This window comes from Dyadobacter sp. 32 (assembly GCF_902506755.1).
Taxonomy (GTDB): domain Bacteria; phylum Bacteroidota; class Bacteroidia; order Cytophagales; family Spirosomataceae; genus Dyadobacter.
Genome location: NZ_LR735258.1, coordinates 2,477,088 through 2,494,111 on the forward strand (window position 1 = coordinate 2,477,088; position 17,024 = coordinate 2,494,111).

General features: G+C 46.9%; 14 protein-coding genes. 12 read left to right on the forward strand and 2 right to left on the reverse strand.

Annotation, left to right across the window (positions count from 1 at the left end):
• Positions 1–62 precede the first annotated feature (62 nt).
• The gene (locus tag DYADSP32_RS09970; RefSeq protein WP_414617670.1) at positions 63–332 is read left to right on the forward strand and encodes a YciI family protein; all 270 of its coding nucleotides are present in this window, start codon (positions 63–65) and stop codon (positions 330–332) included.
• Positions 333–658: 326 nt separating this feature from the next.
• Here DYADSP32_RS09970 and DYADSP32_RS09975 read toward each other — a convergent pair whose 3' ends face one another.
• On the reverse strand, positions 659–1,672 hold the full coding sequence (locus DYADSP32_RS09975; protein ID WP_149242873.1) for an AI-2E family transporter: 1,014 nt from the start codon (positions 1,670–1,672) through the stop codon (positions 659–661).
• 173 nt (positions 1,673–1,845) lie between these two features.
• On the opposite strand from DYADSP32_RS09975, the gene DYADSP32_RS09980 reads away from it, so the two are divergent.
• The 7 genes from DYADSP32_RS09980 (at position 1,846) to DYADSP32_RS10010 (ending at position 13,073) form a co-directional block, all read left to right on the forward strand.
• A complete protein-coding gene (locus tag DYADSP32_RS09980; RefSeq protein ID WP_149242872.1) occupies positions 1,846–4,506 on the forward strand; it encodes an HAD-IC family P-type ATPase in 2,661 nt (886 codons plus the stop codon).
• Between the two features lie 160 nt (positions 4,507–4,666).
• The gene (locus DYADSP32_RS09985) at positions 4,667–5,017 is read left to right on the forward strand and encodes a cupin domain-containing protein (RefSeq protein ID WP_149242871.1); all 351 of its coding nucleotides are present in this window, start codon (positions 4,667–4,669) and stop codon (positions 5,015–5,017) included.
• A 37-nt stretch (positions 5,018–5,054) separates the two neighbouring features.
• Positions 5,055–6,089 carry an alcohol dehydrogenase AdhP gene (gene adhP, locus DYADSP32_RS09990; protein ID WP_149242870.1) on the forward strand — a complete coding sequence of 345 codons (1,035 nt, stop codon included), beginning with the start codon at positions 5,055–5,057 and terminating at the stop codon, positions 6,087–6,089.
• A 34-nt stretch (positions 6,090–6,123) separates the two neighbouring features.
• A complete protein-coding gene (locus tag DYADSP32_RS09995; RefSeq protein WP_149242869.1) occupies positions 6,124–7,323 on the forward strand; it encodes an acetate/propionate family kinase in 1,200 nt (399 codons plus the stop codon).
• Positions 7,324–7,325: 2 nt separating this feature from the next.
• Entirely contained in the window at positions 7,326–9,731 is a 2,406-nt protein-coding gene (locus DYADSP32_RS10000) for a phosphoketolase family protein (protein WP_149242868.1), read from the forward strand.
• A gap of 118 nt (positions 9,732–9,849) precedes the next feature.
• On the forward strand, positions 9,850–10,287 hold the full coding sequence (locus DYADSP32_RS10005) for a response regulator (RefSeq protein ID WP_149242867.1): 438 nt from the start codon (positions 9,850–9,852) through the stop codon (positions 10,285–10,287).
• A 227-nt stretch (positions 10,288–10,514) separates the two neighbouring features.
• Positions 10,515–13,073 carry a cation-translocating P-type ATPase gene (locus tag DYADSP32_RS10010; protein WP_414617671.1) on the forward strand — a complete coding sequence of 853 codons (2,559 nt, stop codon included), beginning with the start codon at positions 10,515–10,517 and terminating at the stop codon, positions 13,071–13,073.
• Positions 13,074–13,080: 7 nt separating this feature from the next.
• Here DYADSP32_RS10010 and DYADSP32_RS10015 read toward each other — a convergent pair whose 3' ends face one another.
• Positions 13,081–13,587 carry a hypothetical protein gene (locus DYADSP32_RS10015; RefSeq protein ID WP_149242866.1) on the reverse strand — a complete coding sequence of 169 codons (507 nt, stop codon included), beginning with the start codon at positions 13,585–13,587 and terminating at the stop codon, positions 13,081–13,083.
• 492 nt (positions 13,588–14,079) lie between these two features.
• Between DYADSP32_RS10015 and DYADSP32_RS10020 the strand changes: the two genes are divergently transcribed.
• The 4 genes from DYADSP32_RS10020 to DYADSP32_RS10035 all read left to right on the forward strand — a co-directional run bounded on the left by DYADSP32_RS10020 (position 14,080) and on the right by DYADSP32_RS10035 (position 16,773).
• The gene (locus DYADSP32_RS10020; RefSeq protein ID WP_149242865.1) at positions 14,080–14,919 is read left to right on the forward strand and encodes a BRO family protein; all 840 of its coding nucleotides are present in this window, start codon (positions 14,080–14,082) and stop codon (positions 14,917–14,919) included.
• 241 nt (positions 14,920–15,160) lie between these two features.
• Positions 15,161–15,886 (forward strand): helix-turn-helix transcriptional regulator, encoded by a 726-nt coding sequence (locus tag DYADSP32_RS10025; RefSeq protein ID WP_149242864.1) that lies wholly within the window; start codon positions 15,161–15,163, stop codon positions 15,884–15,886.
• A 53-nt stretch (positions 15,887–15,939) separates the two neighbouring features.
• Positions 15,940–16,398, forward strand: coding sequence for a GyrI-like domain-containing protein (locus DYADSP32_RS10030; protein ID WP_149242863.1), 459 nt, complete (start codon positions 15,940–15,942; stop codon positions 16,396–16,398).
• Positions 16,399–16,404: 6 nt separating this feature from the next.
• On the forward strand, positions 16,405–16,773 hold the full coding sequence (locus tag DYADSP32_RS10035; protein ID WP_149242862.1) for a DUF1801 domain-containing protein: 369 nt from the start codon (positions 16,405–16,407) through the stop codon (positions 16,771–16,773).
• Positions 16,774–17,024: the final 251 nt, after the last annotated feature.

The following is a 17,024-nucleotide window of genomic DNA, read 5'->3' on the forward strand; positions in this document are numbered from 1 at the left end:
AACTGTTTCCTTTACATGGATCGCAAGGAGGTCTTTTTGTACCACCAAAGATATCGCTTTCATTGATCCATCGTAGCCCAAAAGCAGATAATTTAATACCCTCGCCCGACACAAGTACAATTGCCACCCTGCGGATTTTCTCCTCAGTAAGTGGTGCGGGTGTCATGGCAGGTCCGCACAAGGAAAGCAACGGTGTACTGGTGTCAGGATATCTGATCTGCAAAGCGGACAGTCAGGAAGAGGTTCAGGAGTGGAGCAGATCCTGCCCTATCCACAAATACCCGAACAGCTCCGTTGAGATCAGGCCGCTAACTCCGTTTCCGATGAACTGAAACAATTAAATCTTGACAATCAACCATTTAGCGGAAATCCGGTATCCATCTGCTGGCCTTTATTGTAACACCCCCCAAAGTCCCAAACCTGTGTTTTATGCAAGAAACACAGGTTTTTGTGTAACGAACCCATTCCTAAATCCTGTCACCTTTGCCTTGTCTTACGCTGTGACAAAGCTTGTTCCCGTGATTTACGACTTACAGTTATTACAAAAAACGATGATACACACTGATTCCCAACGCATACCGGATTTTGTCACGAATAATCCTGTACGTCGAACCAACGGTTGCCGGAGACGCTGTTCCCGGCATGAACCCTTTAAACTTTATTTATTCAAAGAACCAAACTCACTGGCATAAATCCGGACCAGCAGCAGAAAATAGCTGATCATCAGCGGGCCAAAGACAAAACCCCAGAAACCAAACAGCTTGAGCCCAACAATTAATCCAAGTACTGCGATAACGGGATGAACATTGCCGATTTTCTGAAGTAAAGTGATCCGCGCCAGATAATCAACGTTGCTCGTGACAACGATGCTGTAAATGGCCAGTCCGATGGCTTGTCCACTTTCACCGGATGCATACAGATAGATGATCAGCGGAATCCAGATAAAGGAGGTGCCCACGACAGGGAAAAATGCAAAAATGGCAGTAATAAAACCCCATAACAGATAATCCTTTACGCCAAAAATCCAGTATCCAAGTACGGCAATTACCCCTTGAACAATAGAGATCAGTGGAATACCCAAGGCGTTGGCACGGACCATGTTTTTAGTTTCGATGGCCAGCACATCTACATTTTCCTCTTTTAATGGGATCATATGCGAAATTTTCCTTTCCATTTCGGTTCCGTTGGTAAGCATAAAATAGAAAAGAAAAAGGATCATGAGCAGATTGCCCGCCACCGAAGCAGAACTATTCAGAAAGGAAGGAATGAAATTTGTGATCTGTCTCTGTATGTCGCTCAGGCTTTGGTCCGTGAGCATGTCAAAACCCGTCCACTGTTCTATTTGAGCCGATGCGGATTTAAAAACCACAATGATCTGATCAGAATTATGCAGAAGTACATTGATCTTAGACGAAATCAAATGAATGGCAAAGGATACCGGCAGACCAATACCAATCAGAAACGCAAGTAAAAATAACAGTGCGGTTCCCATTTTATTCCAATGCTTGCGGATGGTTAAGGTGAAGTACAACTCCCTGCTCAGTATATACAAAGCAAGGGCACCTAAAAAGCCGGGAAGAAATCCATTTAGCTCAAACAGGAGCAACAGCGCCAGGGCGACGAGCATGATCAGTAATCCGATTTGTCTGATCCTATTGTTGAAGGTTGGCATGGTGTTGGATGTGAAATACCGTATGTAATAACTGCCTTTTGATCAAAGAACGTAACTTTAAAGCGCACAAATAAGTTGAAAGTAAGATTATCCTAATAAATAGAGACTAAATATCATTCTCGGTCTTAATCATTACTTTCAGAACAAAACTATCGAAATTTCACAACAATATCATGTCAGAAAAACCCCGCCCCGTTACCTCTGCTGAATCTGACAGCCTTCCTTCAACAGATTTCAAAACCGGATTATCGAGTCAGGAAGCTGCTCTGCGCATCGCGCAGTTTGGTCTGAACGAGCTGGAGCAAGTCCGGCCCGAGAGCATCTGGTCCATCCTTCTGAGACAGGTGAACAGTATCATCGTCTGGATTCTGGCGGTGGCGGCCATCGTATCCTTTTTTCTGGGTGATAACCTGGAAGGCTTCGCCGTGATCGCCGTTATTCTGATCAATGCACTCACTGGTTTTATTCTCGAATACAACGCCCGGCAATCGATGGAGGCGTTGCGAAAACTGGACACGACACCAGCCAGGGTATTGCGGGATGGAAAAATAAAAGAAGTTCCTTCCGATCAGCTGACCCTGGGCGACGTGCTGATCCTGGAAGCCGGGGATCTGATCCCGGCTGACGCACTGATCCTGGAAGAGAACCAGTTAACCATTGATGAATCCGCTCTCACGGGCGAATCTGTTCCTTCCCAAAAAAGTACGGATGCGTCTCCCGAGGATGCGCCCCTGGGCGACCGCCACAACAGGCTGTTTAAGGGCACGGCCATCACCAACGGAAACGGCAAGGCCATCGTAACCCAAATAGGACAAGCAACCGAGCTGGGCAAAATTGCCTCCATGGTCAGCGAAGCCAAACGCTCGGCTACGCCATTAGAAGCTAAACTGGACGCCCTCGGCAAAGTACTGATCTGGGTTACGCTGGGTATGGCTACGTTGTTTTTAATCGTTGGATTTTTGCGAGGGCAGGAAATCAAACAGCTGATAGAAACCGCTGTGGCACTGGCTATTGCCGCCATCCCGGAAGGCATGTCGGTGGTGGCGACTGTTGCCCTGGCTTATGGCATGCTCCGTCTGGCCAAAAAGAAAGTAATTGTAAAACGCCTTTCGGCCGTAGAAACACTGGGAGGAACCAACGTGATTTTCACTGACAAAACCGGAACACTTACCCAAAATAAAATCGAAGTGCAGGCGCTGCGTGCCACGGGGAATGACTTTACCGTTCGTGTTCATACAGACAAAGCTGGCGCTCCGTTGCTTGATGTAACATCGGGCGAGCCTACGCTGATCCATTCGCCTGAACTTGAAATACTGGCCCGAATCGGCGCATTGGTAAATAATGCACAGCTGGACTCAAAAAAATCCGACCGGAAGGAAATGGGAGACCCCGTAGAAATTGCGCTGCTTCTGTATGCGCGGGCGGCAGGCATTGACCTGCACAAACTGCACCGGGAATATCACCGGCAGGCCGAACAGGCATTCAGCTCCGACACCCGCCTGATGGCGACGCTCCACCAGGTAGGTTCCGAATATTTTATCGGGGTAAAAGGTGCCGTGGAAGAGGTGTCGGCGCTTTGCCATTGGGACAACCAGCAAGATCGGGACAAAGAACTTGAGATATCAGAGCGAATGGCAGCCGACGGGCTTCGCACGCTCGCTTTTGCCTACCGGCAAACGGATACAAAACCAGGAGAAGATTTCACGCATGACGAAAAACTGACCTATGCCGGATTGATCGGATTTTTGGATCCGCCACGTAAGGAAGTAACCAAGTCATTGAACGCCTGTCATAAGGCTGGTATAAAAGTCATTATGGTTACCGGTGATCACCCGGCTACTTCGCTGAAAATTGCAAAGCAGGTCGGCCTGGTTGAAGAAGACGAGCTACTGGTACTCACCGGGAAAGATCTTGAATCGTTTGATTTTTCATCGGCGAATGACCAGAAAAAAATGATGGAATGCCATGTATTTGCCCGGGTAAATCCTGCTCAGAAACTGGACATGATTGATTTTTATCAAAAACAGGGAGATATCGTGGGCATGACCGGCGACGGGGTAAACGACGCTCCCGCCCTGAAGAAATCCGATATCGGTATTGCCATGGGACTCCGGGGAACAGCCGTCGCCGCCGAAGCTGCTGATATGGTGCTCAAAGATGACTCGTTTGCTTCCATCGTGCATGCCATTGAACAGGGAAGGGTCATTTTTGAAAATATCAGGAAGTTCATCGTGTTTCTGTTGTCCTGCAACATGAGTGAAATTTTCGTGGTCACTTTTGCGGGTTTTCTCAATGTGGGCAGCCCGCTTCTGCCCCTTCAAATTCTCTTCATCAACATCATTACCGATGTGTTCCCGGCGCTTGCCCTGGGTGTAGGTAAAGACAACAAGAATCTGATGAAATCCGAACCAAGGGATCCCAAGCAGCCCATATTACAGGCAGCGGATTGGAGGAGAATTGTGTTTTATGCATTGGTCATGACCGCATCCGTTTTGGGTGTGTACTGGTATGCAATTGATCAACTGGGTTTTAGTCCCGAAGAAGGAAACACCGTTACCTTTTATGCACTTTCACTGGCACAGCTGCTTCATGTTTTCAACATGTATTCAGGCAAGCTGCATTTTTTCAATAATGAAATCACCCGGAACAAATTTATCTGGATGGCTTTGACACTCTGCATTGCCATTATGCTTGTCACCTATTACACACCCTTCTTCCGACAAATACTCTCACTTCAGTTACTTGATGTACAAGCTCTGGAATTAATACTTGTGGCAGGCATTGCTCCTGTTCTGGTGACACAAACGGTTCGCCTGTTTTTCCCGATAAAATAATCCTGGCAACGCCAAATCTGTGAATGATGCAACTTGTAGCAGCGCTTTTGTAACAAGTGGCGGTGAAAATAGCACCACCTTTACGCTAACGGAATGGCAGGGGTCTTCATGACTTAAATAATGACCTGCCACCAGGCTATTAGCTAAAAGATCACACATTATGGACCGAAAAGAAAATGCCACCGAAATGGAGAAGTCAAAAGCGCATATCATCGTTGAAATCATAGAATATGTTCCAAACGCCGTGCTGAGCAGAACCATCATTCGCAAGACCACCGGTAACATTACCGTCTCTTCATTTGATACAGGCGAGGAGCTTCCAGAGAAGTCATCTGCCTTTGATACCTACATCCAGATCATCGACGGGTCTGCTGAAATTGTTATAGACGGGACCAAGCACAAACTGAAATTAGGGGAGGGAATAATCATTCCGGCTCACGCCAGAAATTCCTTTTGCGCCAAAGAGCAGTTCAAAATGATCTCGACGGTAATCAAGAGCGGGTATGAATGATTGAAATCATGCTCAACAACAAACCAATCTCAAGGATATGATACCAAAAAAAATGAAGGCTGCTGTGGTTCGTACGTTTGGACAACCGCTTCAGATCGAAGAAATGCCTGTGAAAGAACCAGGTAAAAATCAAATTCTGGTTAAGGTCATGGCAAGTGGCGTTTGTCATACCGATCTCCACGCCACCGATGGCGACTGGCCTGCAAAACCCAAAATGCCTCTGATCCCTGGCCATGAAGGTATTGGCTATGTGGTTGCACTGGGACCGGAGGTGACTGGTGTAAAAGAAGGGGATATTGTGGGTGTACCCTGGTTGTATAGTGCTTGTGGATGCTGCGAGTTCTGCATCACCGGCTGGGAAACCTTGTGCGAGACGCAGCAAAATGGCGGATACAGCGTCGACGGCAGTTTTGCAGAATATGTAATTGCCGATGCCAGGTATGTGGCGCATCTGCCTGATCATACCAATATGATCGAAATGGCTCCTATCCTGTGTGCCGGCGTGACGGTTTACAAAGGCCTTAAAGAAACCGAGGCGAAAGCAGGAGAATGGGTTGCCATTTCAGGAATCGGTGGCCTTGGGCATTTGGCGGTGCAGTATGCAAAAGCCATGGGTATGCATGTGGCTGCAATCGATATAAGTAAGGAAAAGCTCGATTTGGCTAAAAGACTGGGCGCGGACCTCACTGTGAATGCCCTGGAAAACGACCCCGGCGAGTTCCTGAAAAAAGAAACCGGGGGCATGCACGGTGTACTGGTAACTGCCGTATCACCAATCGCCTTTAAGCAGGGGATCTCTGCTTTACGGAGAAAAGGAACGATAGCCTTGAACGGTCTGCCCGCCGGTAGTTTTGACCTGCCCATTTTTGAAACCGTGCTGAACCGTTATACCGTAAGAGGCTCTATCGTGGGAACCAGAAAAGATCTTGCGGAATCCATCCAGTTTGCGCTCGAAGGAAAAGTAAAAGCGACGGTTCATACTGCTCAACTTGAAGATATCAACTCGGTATTTGAGCAAATGAGAGCCGGAACCATTGACGGACGGGTGGTGATGGAAATTGGTGCCGCCTGATAAAACATGTAATTTATCATTAACTTTCTGCTGAATGAGTGCCGGAAAATCAATCCTAATTATCAACGGCGGCTCATCCAGCATCAGGTTTGCCTTTTATGAGACCACACCCGTCCTGAGCTTATTGCTGACCGGAAAGCTCGAAAACAGGGGTAACACACCCACCCGTTTGGTTTGGACCAAAAACGGCTCTACACAACCTGAAATGGCGGCAATTACCGAGAACACCGCGGAAAGCGCCATTCAATTTCTGACAGGCTGGCTGGAAAAACAACCTGAATTCTCCTCCATTACCGCCATAGGTCACAGGATCGTTTTCGGCATGCAAGAGACGGAACCTCAGGAAATAACGCCCGAATTATTAATCTATCTAAAAAAAATCAGTCCGTACGATCCGGAGCACCTGCCCGAAGAGATGAAGCTGATCACGCATTTTGCAATTCAACATCCTGACTTGAAGCAGATTGCCTGCTTCGACACTGCCTTTCATGCACACATGCCAGCCGTTGCTAAACAGTTAACCATTCCACGAAAGTTTGCACGAAAAGGACTCCAGCGTTATGGGTTCCACGGGCTTTCATACGCCTATCTGATGCTTGAACTTGAACGTGTGGCCGGCAAAGAGGCCGCAAACGGTAAAATCATATTGGCACATCTGGGTAACGGGGCAAGTCTGGCAGCGGTAAAACAGGGCAAAAGTGTCGAAACCAGCATGGGATTCACGCCTGCCTCCGGGGTGATGATGGGGACGCGGAGTGGAGACATTGACCCCGGAATCGCCTGGTATATCATGCAGTTTGAAAAGCTCAACACCGACCAGTTTAGCCACCTGGTCAATCACCAATCCGGCTTATTGGGTATCTCAGAAACCAGTTCCGACATGCGCGAACTGATCGACGCTGCCGCATCAGATCCCCGGGCCGAAGAAGCGATCACCTTGTTTTGCTATCAGATCACAAAATGTATCGGCGCCTTTGCAGCGGTGCTGGGAGGTGTGGACACCCTCATTTTTTCAGGAGGCATCGGTGAAAATATCCCGCAGATCCGCAGCCGGATTTGTGAAAACCTTGGCTTTCTGGGAATTGAACTCAATGAAAAAAGAAATCAACATCATGAGGCCATAATCTCAGCTGATCGTGGTAAGGTGTCCGTCCGGGTGATTGCCACCAATGAAGAATTAATGATCGCCAGGCAGGTGAGCCAGGTTTTGAACCAGTCCAGCAAACAATCATAAAAATGGAAGACACAGATCTTGAAATGAAGAGCCTCACACCGGAATTATTGCAAAAAATGAATGCCTACTGGCAAGCCGCCAACTATTTGTCTGTGGGCCAGATATACCTGTACGGCAATCCCCTGTTAAAAGAAAAATTAACCCTGGAACACATCAAGCCGCGGCTACTCGGACATTGGGGCACTACGCCCGGGCTCAATTTTATTTATGTTCACCTGAACCGCATCATCAAGGAGTACGATCTCAACATCATCTACGTTACCGGCCCCGGCCATGGCGGCCCCGGGTTGGTGGCCAATACGTATCTGGAAGGAACTTACAGTGAGGTTTACCCCCATATCAGCCAGGACGAAAACGGCATGCAGAAATTATTTAAACAGTTCTCCTTCCCAGACGGTATTCCCAGCCATGTGGCACCGGAAACACCCGGCTCGATTAACGAAGGTGGCGAACTCGGTTATTCGCTGGTGCATGCTTTTGGCGCGGTTTTTGACAATCCTTACCTGATCGCCGCCTGCGTCATCGGCGATGGGGAAGCCGAAACCGGCGCATTGGCTGCGAGCTGGCATTCCAACAAATTTCTGAATCCCGCTCACGACGGAGCCGTGCTACCTATCCTGCATTTGAATGGATACAAAATCGCCAACCCCACTGTTCTGGCAAGGATACCGAAAGAGGAACTGGAGCAACTGTTCCGGGGATATGGCTACAATCCCTATTTTGTTGAAGGTGATGATCCCGACACCATGCATGAATTGATGGCGTCCACTTTGGATATTGTGGTGGAAGAGATCCGGCAGATCCAGAGTGATGCGCGAGTATACGGGTTTAAAAAACGATCAGCATGGCCCATGATTATATTCCGCTCACCAAAAGGCTGGACCGGCCCAAAAGTTGTGGACGGACTTCAAATTGAGGGAACATGGCGCGCGCATCAGGTCCCACTGGCCGAACTGGCAGCAAAACCTGAACACCTGCAAATGCTTGAAGCATGGCTGAAAAGCTACACACCTGAACTGCTCTTTGACAACAAGGGAAAACTGATTCCAGAACTCGCCTCCCTTGCCCCGGCAGGCAACAGAAGAATGGGCGCCAATCCGAGTGCCAACGGTGGTTCTATGCTTATTGACCTGAAAATGCCGGATTTTAAAGTTCATGCCGTGGTAGTTCCTGCACCGGGAAGTATTACTGCCGAAGCGACCTCAGTCATGGGCGGGTTTCTCAGGGATGTAATGAAGGCCAATTGGAATGAACGAAATTTCAGGATATTTGGCCCGGACGAAACGGCATCCAATCGGCTTTCCAAAGTGTTTGACCTTACCGGAAGAACGTCCACTGCAGAGATAATTCCTGGCGACAATCATCTTTCACCCGACGGCCGGGTGATGGAAGTATTGAGTGAACATCTTTGCCAGGGGTGGCTGGAAGGTTATTTGTTGACCGGCAGGCACGGGCTCTTTTCCTGTTATGAAGCGTTCATTCACATTGTAGATTCAATGTTCAACCAACATGCCAAATGGCTACAGGTTTCCAGAAATCTTCCCTGGCGCAAACCCATCGCTTCACTGAACTATCTGCTTACCTCACACGTATGGCGACAGGATCATAACGGCAACAGTCATCAGGATCCGGGCTTTCTGGATGTAGTAGCCAACAAAACAGCCGAAATTGTCCGCATTTATCTGCCACCAGATGCCAATACCCTGCTTTCAGTAACGGATCATTGCCTGAGAAGCCGGGACTATATCAATGTAATTGTGGCCGGGAAACAGCCGGAAATGCAATGGCTGGACATGGATGCCGCCGTTAAACATTGCACCGCCGGCCTGGGCATCTGGCAGTGGGCCAGCAATGACGAAGGATTTGAGCCGGATGTGGTGATGGCCTGCGCAGGAGACGTGCCCACACTCGAAACCATTGCAGCTGTGCAGATCCTCCGGAAACAATTACCGGAACTGAAAGTGAGGGTAATTAATGTGGTGGACCTGATGACACTCCAACCCGAAAGTGAGCACCCGCACGGATTAAATGACTGTGATTTTGACATACTTTTCACGAAGGACAAACCCATTATTTTCGCCTTTCACGGTTATCCGCTGCTGATCCACCGCCTTACCTACCGGCGTACCAATCATAAAAACCTGCATGTTCGGGGCTACAAAGGAGAAGGAACGACTACCACGCCGTTTGACATGGTTGTGCTCAATGAACTGGACCGCTTTCATCTGGCAGGTGATGTGATAGACCGGCTGCCTGGCTTGGGTGCCAGAGGGGCCTATACCAAACAATATCTCCGCGACAAGCTGCTCGACCACAAAGCATACATTCAAATTCACGGTGAAGATATGCCCGAAATCCTGAACTGGAAATGGAGTTTGGACGGAGCAAAGCAAGCCGTAAGTCAATGAAAAAAAGTTAAACAAAGATGCCATTTAAAACTATCTTTACCATGCCGGATAGCGACAGCCAGTCTCAGAAGCAATATCAGACATCCCCAACACTAATTACCAAATTAAACGCTTAATTATGAACAAAAATGGACCCATCGTGATCATAGAAGATGACCTTGATGACCAGCAGATTTTGACAGAGATTTTCAACGAACTACCTTACGGGAACAAACTGGTATTTTTTGATGACGGCGTGCAGGCACTGGAGTATTTAACCGATACGGACATCGAACCTTTCCTGGTGCTTTCCGACATCAATATGCCCAAATTAAACGGCATGGAATTACGCGATAAAATTCACAACAATGAGGATCTGAGATTGAAGTCGATTCCCTATCTTTTCTTTTCGACCTCAGCTGAGCAGAAACATGTGATTGATGCCTATTCCAGGTCCATTCAGGGATTCTTCGTTAAACCGAGTAGTTATGACAAACTCAAAGCAATCATAATCAAGATTGTCGAATATTGGCAAGAATGTGAATCGCCCAAGTATATCAAAAATGCGCAACAATGAGACAACAGTCTGATTGCCATAATCAAATTGAGCAATCTTGCATAATCTCAGACTAGCTTTTGGGTTGTATTTATGAGGCGAAAACCTTTGAAAGTGTGTTTCACGTAAACATATTGACATCCATTGTTGGTTACCTACCGTACCAATTGAGCCTCAAATCAATTTATACGTATATCCCGACCTTGTACCAGCAAAAAAAATACTAACTTTCAACCATTAAATCCAGGTTGAAAGTTCCCAAAGAAGACCCGCCATCACACGCCATGCCAAACGCCACAGCCAACCTCCATCAAGGCCTGTCCACCGACCAGGTCATACAATCCCGCAACACCCACGGCGAGAACAAAGTAGAGAATAAGAACAAAAGCGGAATCTGGACAGCTGTGATGGATTTGGCCAAAGAGCCTATGCTGATTCTGCTGATCGTCGCGGCGGCTATTTACTTTATAACCGGCGCTATTGGCGAAGGTTTGTTTATGCTCGGTGCCATATTTGTGATTTCTGCTATTTCCATTTACCAGGATACCAAAAGCCGGAATGCACTTGCGGAGCTCAAATCGCTGACGCAACCTAAATGCAGAGTCATCAGGGATGGTGTTGAGGTGGAAATTCTGCGGGAAGAAATTGTGATCGGAGATTTCCTGATATTGGAAGAAGGCAATAAAATCCCTGCGGACGGCGCCATTCTCGAAGCACACGATTTTTCGGTTAACGAATCCATTCTGACCGGTGAATCACTCGCTGTGGCCAAAAATGATTCCGGAACCGCGATTTTCCAGGGAACACTGGTTTCCAGCGGCAGGGCTACCGCAGAAATCACTGCCATCGGCGACAAAACAAAACTGGGACAGATCGGCATCAGTCTCGAATCCATTGAGCAGGAACCTACCCCGCTCCAGATTCAGATCACCAATTTTGTAAAGAAAATGGCGATCATTGGCGGCGTTGTTTTTTTGATCGTCTGGGGAATCAATTACATCCGAACCCATCAGTTTTTAGATAGTCTGCTGAAAGCCTTAACCCTTGCCATGAGCATTTTACCGGAAGAAATACCGGTGGCTTTTACAACCTTTATGGCCCTGGGAGCATGGCGGCTGATGAAAATGGGGATCATCGTCAAACGCACACAGACCATCGAAACGCTGGGCAGTGCCACGGTGATTTGTACAGACAAAACCGGGACGATCACAGAAAACAAAATGGAGCTGGCCGGGCTGTACGTGCTGGCTACAAATTCCATTGTGCTACCAGCGCATGGATTGCATGACGAAGGGCAAAAGCTGCTGACCATGGCGATGTGGTCCAGCGAACCGGAGGCATTTGATCCCATGGAAATGGCCCTGCATGAAGCCTACGGAAAGCTGGCAACACATGACAACCGACCCGATTTTAAGCTGGTTTATGAATATCCACTGGAAGGGAAACCGCCCATGATGACCCATGTTTTTAAAAACACCGCCGGAAACCGCATCGTCGCTGCCAAAGGAGCTCCAGAAGCGCTGATGGCACTTTCAGGATTGTCGGAAAGTGAAAAAAGCGCCACCTCGGCAGCGATAAACGAGCTTGCGGCCAAGGGATACCGGGTTTTGGGTGTTGGTCAAAGTGATTTTTCAGGGGAATCATTTCCAGAAAAGCAGCAGGACCTATCGTTCCATTTTCTAGGCCTGGTTGCATTTTACGATCCCCCGAAAGAAAATATCGAGTCCGTTTTTGAGTCTTTTTACAAAGCGGGTATTCAGGTCAAGATCATTACGGGCGACAATGCCGCAACCACGCAGAATATCGCCCGACAAATCGGGTTCAAGGGCGCCGACAACATTTTGCTGGGTGATCAGCTGGTCGCCATGGACGACAAAACCTTACAGCTAAAAGTATTGCAGACGGGCATCTTTGCCAGGATGTTTCCCGAGGCCAAGCTGAAGGTCGTCAACGCACTCAAAGCCCAGGGACAGATCGTGGCCATGACCGGCGACGGTGTGAATGACGGCCCGGCGCTGAAAGCCGCGCACATCGGCATCGCGATGGGCAAAAAAGGTACAGAAATAGCCAAACAGGCTTCATCCCTGATCCTGGTGGACGATGATCTGGCCCGCATGGTGGATGCTGTGGCCATGGGTCGCAAAATTTACGTCAGTCTGAAAAACGCAATCCGGTACATTATTTCCATCCACATTCCCATCATCCTCACCGTATTTATTCCGCTGGCGCTGGGCTGGATCTACCCCAACATTTTCACCCCGGTCCACATCATATTTTTCGAGCTGATTATGGGCCCGACCTGTTCGATTATCTATGAAAACGAGCCCATGGAAAAGGATTTACTATTACAAAAACCCCGACCGTTTTCTTCCACATTTTTCAGTTTAAAAGAATTGTCTGTCAGCATTTTGCAGGGCGTGGTCATCACCCTCGGTATGCTGCTGCTGTATCAGTATGCAGTGATGCAATCGTACGACGAAGCCCTCACCAGATCCATGGTTTTCATCGGGCTGCTTGCGGCCAATATCTGTCTTACGCTTGTAAACCGATCCTTCACGCACTCCCTGTTTACCACTTTACGTTATAAAAACAACCTGGTTCCCATCATCATTGGCATCACCGTCGTATTATCGACCCTCATTTTTGTGATCCCCCCGGTCACCCGATTTTTCAGTCTGGAGGCCATCACGCTAAGCCAATTGCTCATCAGCATTGGTGTGGGTTTTGCCTTTACCGTTTGGTATGAGGGGGTTAAGTTTTATAATCGGAAACAAGTTGTGCAAAATCAAACAGCTCCTGCGAATTAACCATGGGTTAAAGAGCAGGATTAACCAGCTTCTGTTCCTCCCGCTCCCAAATAAACGTCTGCGCGTGATTTCTCTGCAGCAAGAACAACGCAACGGCCATAAACAAAGTGGCTGGAAAGGCGGCGTAAGAACCGATTGGTGAAACGGCAACGCAGAACACAATGCCAGCCCAGCAACCATATCTGAACAACTTACCTTTCAGTAACATGGACAGGGCTATCACACCCTGGGAGGCAGCGATGAATAAAACCATTGGTGTTACAATCGCTTCAAATGCCCCCAAAATGAACCTTTTATAAATCGGAACGGAGCTGTCGGCGTAATCCTGGTATACCCAGGGTGTTTCCACGGACATTGACGAATTGAGCCAGCACGCCCAGCCGAAAAGAAGCAGGAAAAACAATCGCGCAAACTGAGGGTGTTTCACACTCGCCCATATCGACAACAATGCGAGCAAATTAGCGCCGACGTAAACGGCCACCAGGAAAAACGGGTTCAGAAGGAAATGATCCATAGTAATGCGGTTTTTGCGGGAAATGAATTAAAAAAACAGGAGCCCTACCGGGACGCCATGGTCGGTTATTGCCCACAAAGGTTCCCGTTAAGACGTAACCACAACCTCCCTCTTCAAATACGGATCAACCCTATTGATCCCGACATTTGTTGGTCACGGAGTCATGGTGCAAATTTCAGCAAATCAGCCAACAACAAGTTACAACATCTCTGCGAAGAGTTGCATTAATCACGGATTTATGGGTAACAAGCGGGTGGTAGACGAGTCTTTTTTTGAATGTCACGTGCCATTATTTTAAAATCAACCGCAGAAATCGCACATTTGATATTTTCCTAAAAACAAGCCCAGGTTCAGAAAAGTACCACCTCACTCCAACTTACATACCGGCGAACAAACAGAAAAGAGTAATTTAGAAGACTGAAAATAGAAAAACTCAAACTGACCGAGTTGACACAATAATAAACATTGGTACACACTAAAATACAAAAGCAGATGAATACAAAAGAATCCATCCAACTATTTGAAGACAAGCAGGTACGCACAGTCTGGGACGCCGGACAAGAAAAGTGGTATGTATCGATCATAGATGTCGTAGCAGTCTTAACCAATAGTGCAGATGCAAATGCCTATTGGCGCAAGCTGAAACAACGCTTAAAAGCCGAAGGAAATGAAACCGTGACGAATTGTCACGGTTTGAAAATGCTTGCTCCCGATGGAAAAATGAGAATGACCGATGTAGCTGATACTGAGCAATTGTTCAGGCTCATTCAATCTATCCCATCACCAAAGGCGGAGCCTTTCAAACTCTGGCTTGCACAGGTGGCCAGTGAGCGTTTAGACGAAATGCACGACCCGGAGTTGAGTATTGACAGGGCATTGGAGCAATATGTGAAATTGGGATATTCCGAGAATTGGATTAATCAGCGTCTGAAAAGCATTGAAATACGTAAGGAGCTAACAGACGAATGGAAAAACCGCGGGCTGAAAGAAGGACAACAGTTTGCAACACTAACTGATATCATCACAAAGGCATGGGCGGGCAAAACCACCAAAGAATACAAGGTATTTAAAGGCCTAAAAAAGGAAAACCTGCGTGACAACATGACCAATACCGAACTCATATTGAATATGCTTGCTGAGGCTTCCACCAAGGATATCTCGGCAGCAGTAGAACCGAAAGACTTTGAAGAAAGTAAAAAAGTAGCAAGCCAAGGTGGCAATGTAGCCCATGTGGCTCTGAAGGAGCTAGAATCAAAAACTGGTAAAAAAGTGGTAAGTTCGGTCAATGCCAAAGCGGTTTTGAGGATTGAAAAACCGAAACAGGAAGAGTAAAAATGATTTTCCACGGTTGGGATTCTGTTGGGATCACCCTGTGTAATGAATCTTCCATATTTTGTTAAGAGCCCAAAAAACCGATTTCAAAAAGAGCCGGAGATAACTAGCTGGGTGGAAAAAATCAGTAATCACCAGCCAACAACATTTGCACAATTTATAAATGAAAATAAGCAAGCGATTACACGCAAACGTTAGGCGCGGCAATACTATTCACTAAGCCGGGATGAAAAATCAATAAATGGAAGAAACCACTGATACCAAACGACTTTCGCGCCTGACAGCAATGCTGACACAGTTGCAAACGAAACGGCTACTGACCGCATCCGAATTGGCTATCAAATTTTCGGTCAGTAAAAGAACGATATATCGGGACATAAAAGCATTGGAACAAGCGGGAGTCCCCATCCTCACGGAAGAAGGCAAAGGTTATACAATGATGGACGGATACAGAATTCCACCGGTCATGTTTACTGAAAGTGAAGCCAATGCATTAATCACTGCCGAACAATTGATCCAAAAAAACAAAGACGCTTCATTTGTAAAAGAATATTCGGGTGCCATCAACAAAATAAAGGCCGTTTTAGGCAGCGATACGAAAAACAAAGCGCAGCTTCTTTCGGATCGCATTGTGTTCAGACAAAATGTAAAATACGACAGAACAAGCAATTATTTATCCACATTACAACTGGCCCTGACAAACTTCAATCTTGTTAAAATTGGTTATCATTCCCCAGAAACAGGCCAGTCAACGGAAAGAACGATCGAACCGTTTGCTATTTACAGCACGCAGGAAAATTGGTTAGTGGTTGCGTTTTGCAAGCTCAGAAAAGATTTCAGAGCTTTTCGCCTCGACCGAGTGACCACTCTTAACACACTGACAGACAAATTCGTACCTCATAAAATGACCTTGCAGGAATACTTCCAAATTTGTAAGGAAAAATATTTTTCTGAACCCTTGCCATAGGGTTGTCTCCACACCATTTTAGTTTTGTGGCTTAACAAAAAATGGTTTAAAAAATGAACAAAGTTATCATAGAGCCTTTTCAGGTGATCGGCATTTCGGTAAGAACCACAAACGCAAACAATCAGGCTGCGCAAGATATTGCAGAATTGTGGGGTAGATTTATGAATGAGCGGATTTTGGAAAAAATTCCAAACAAAATCGACAACACCGTATATTCCATTTACACCGACTACCAAAGTGACCATACCCAGCCCTACACCACACTACTGGGCTGCAAGGTAGAAGCTTTACATACGATTCCCGAAGGAATGGTTGGCAGGTCATTTGACGGGGGAAACTTTGCGAGCGTATCGGCCAAAGGCGATTTGATGAAAGGTTTGATCGTGAACCAATGGTCCGAAATTTGGAAAATGGATTTAGACAGGTTGTATACAGCAGACTTTGAGGTATTTGGAGAAAAAGCACAAAATCCGTCCCAGGCAGAAATAGAATTTTTAATTGCTGTTAAATAAGTAAAAATGGTTGAGCAACTTCAAAAATATTATTTGAATCAAGAAGAGCCAAACAAGAGCTGCCTGCTTGCCTTACGGGATATTATTCTCAATCAGGATACCAATGTTACTGAAACGCAGAAGTGGGGAATGCCCTGCTTCTGCTATAAGAAAAAAATGTTTTGTTATCTGTGGACAGATAAAAAGACGCACAAACCATATATTTTAATGGTGGAAGGACAATACCTTGACCACCCCGACCTGGAACAAGGTGACCGTACGCGCATGAAGATTTTGAAGGTTGACCCCAATACCGATTTACCAGTAAAAAAGATTGACGACATTTTACAAAAAGCTTTGAACCTGTACCGGCACGGGGTAATTACCATTAGATAAAGGGTGGACAAAGGTGTAAACATGGTTAATCGCACCTGTGATTCATGTAACAATTTGAGCCCGGAATGTAACTCCTCACTTCTAAATAAAACCACCTTTAAGGAATTCGGCACGCTTTCAGGCAGGTCGCCGGATCATTCCTCAAAAATCCTGACCCGGTGTAAGTCCGCAAGGCCCTGTTCTGCTTGAATAGCATGGCTCGAGCTCAGCGTAATTAAAAATCTCCGAATGCAACCCATTTGACAATCTAA